We start from the raw sequence: 1,884 nt of genomic DNA, 5'->3' as shown, positions 1-1,884 counted from the left end.
AGCCCATGCGCAGGAAGCCCATGGCCCAGGCGAGGAAGGTGTACAGGCTGGCGCCAACGGCCACGGCGCCGAGTTGGTGGGCGTGGGGCAGGTGGCCGATGACCATGCTGTCCACCAGCGCCACCAGTGGTACGGAGATGTTCGACAGGATCATCGGCGCGGCGAGGGCCCACACGCGGCGGTGGGTAGGGCGGTCGCGCCAGTCGGTTAGCAGGGAAGTCATGCGGGCTCCTTTGGGGAGCGGTAGTGTAACTGTCCATTAGCTGCGCCGCAGGGCCAATGTGGGAGCGGGCTTGCTCGCGAAAGCGGTGTGTCAGTCGCCGGATGTATTGGCTGATCCACCGCTTTCGCGAGCAGGCCCGCTCCCACATTTTTGACCGCGTAGTGTCAGGTTTTGCGCGGATGCAGGCATTCGATGGAGCGGTCGACGGTGGTCTTGGCAATTTCCAGCAGATGCCAAACCGCCAGGATCTTCGCGCGCTGCGGGCTTTCCAGCAGTTCGCCGCAATCAAGCGCAGTCGCCGAGGCGCTGCTCAGCAAGCTGGCGGTGTAGAGCAGGGAGTCTTCGAAGCTCAGGTCTTCGTTGATGGTGTGGAAGCCTTGGGATGGCAGGTAATGTTCGAGGGCGCGATTGAAGGCGGCGCGGTCGTTGAGGAGGTCGCTGGGTGGATCGTGGACGAGCTTATGCATGGTGTAACTCCACTAGAAGGTAAGGAGCTGACACCCGCGCGACTAAACGAGGGTGGCGGCTGTACGCAGGTTAGTCGACCGGCTAGTGGAACCCGGCGCACCCGAAGGTGCCCTGCGCACAGCCGCCATGAAGCATGGCGACAACTTGCGCTCACTAATTCCGGGCGACTAAACCCGATCACTGATATGCAGTGAAGGGCCGAAGACTAGCCACCCATCCCAACAGGCACAAGGCCGAAAGATNNTACCCTGCTGGCCCTTTATTAATGCACCACCCAGCTGAGCACCCACAGCCCGAGCATCAACCAGATAATCCCCATGATGATCGAAGCCCGCATAAACGCGCGCACCGCCGAGTACAACAGCATCAAGCCGATAATCAGCATGAGGATGCTGATGATCGAGGTGTCCATCCCCAAGGATCTGGACAGCCCGTCGACAAAGTCGCCGCCCGCGTGGGACAGGGTATTGAACAGCCCGCTGAACAACTCGACGATAAAGTGGATGATCTGGCCGATCTTGAGACCCAGCCATCCGAAAAAGTCTGTTTGCATGTGTGTGTCCTGATAAGACGGTGGGCGTAGCTGCCGAACCTGAGCCTTTGTTCGTTATTGGCCCAAGCTAGTTCCCTTCTAGCATAGAGGTTTACGGGCCGCAGGGATTCACTTGCCTTCGCGCGGCTTGCGCCCGAAGCTATACACCTTCAGGAGCCCCCCATGAACCTCGATCACCTCACCGAACGCCTGCACCGCATCCGCGATACCAACGACTGGAAGCAGTTCCACAGCCCCAAGAACCTGGCCATGGCCGCCAGCGTTGAAATGGCCGAGCTGGTGGAGATATTCCAGTGGTTGAGCGAAGACCAGTCGCGCCAGTTGCCCGCCGACAAACTCGCCCATGCCGGCCAGGAAGTCGGTGACATCGTGCTGTACCTGCTGCTGTTGTGCAGTGAATTGGGGTTGGACATGGATCAGGTGGTACAGGCCAAGCTGGCCGACAGCGAACGGCGGTTTGCCAAATGAGCGACCGTCATTTCGACCAGTTGGCCACCCGCTTTGCCGAGAAGATCTACGGCGGCGCCAAGGGCGCGATTCGCCTGGCGGTGCTGCAAGCCGATCTGATTGAAGCGCTGCCGGACCGCCCGCTGCGGGTACTGGATATCGGCGCGGGGCTGGGCCATATGTCGCTGTGGCT

The 1,884-nt window shown here is 60.7% G+C and carries 3 protein-coding genes and 2 pseudogenes; 2 read left to right on the top strand and 3 right to left on the bottom strand.

The annotated features are described in order from the left end of the window. The 3 genes and pseudogenes from HX846_RS24690 to HX846_RS24680 form a co-directional block, all read right to left on the bottom strand. Positions 1 to 223 (bottom strand): annotated as a pseudogene (locus HX846_RS24690) (MATE family efflux transporter); the annotation flags it as partial. A gap of 164 nt (positions 224 to 387) precedes the next feature. Then, the gene (locus HX846_RS24685; protein WP_178966272.1) at positions 388 to 690 is read right to left on the bottom strand and encodes a DUF6124 family protein; all 303 of its coding nucleotides are present in this window, start codon (positions 688 to 690) and stop codon (positions 388 to 390) included. Between the two features lie 263 nt (positions 691 to 953). Continuing rightward, a complete protein-coding gene (locus tag HX846_RS24680) occupies positions 954 to 1,244 on the bottom strand; it encodes a hypothetical protein (protein WP_003212934.1) in 291 nt (96 codons plus the stop codon). Positions 1,245 to 1,406: 162 nt separating this feature from the next. On the opposite strand from HX846_RS24680, the gene HX846_RS24675 reads away from it, so the two are divergent. Both HX846_RS24675 and HX846_RS24670 read left to right on the top strand, forming a co-directional pair. After that, the gene (locus HX846_RS24675; protein ID WP_017478435.1) at positions 1,407 to 1,712 is read left to right on the top strand and encodes a MazG-like family protein; all 306 of its coding nucleotides are present in this window, start codon (positions 1,407 to 1,409) and stop codon (positions 1,710 to 1,712) included. After that, positions 1,709 to 1,884: pseudogene (locus HX846_RS24670) on the top strand (SAM-dependent methyltransferase); the annotation flags it as partial. The gene HX846_RS24675 and the pseudogene HX846_RS24670, both read left to right, overlap by 4 nt.

It is taken from the genome of Pseudomonas sp. K5002, from assembly GCF_013386655.1.
Classification (GTDB): Bacteria; Pseudomonadota; Gammaproteobacteria; order Pseudomonadales; family Pseudomonadaceae; genus Aquipseudomonas.
This window is presented reverse-complemented; position numbering and strand designations above follow the sequence as displayed.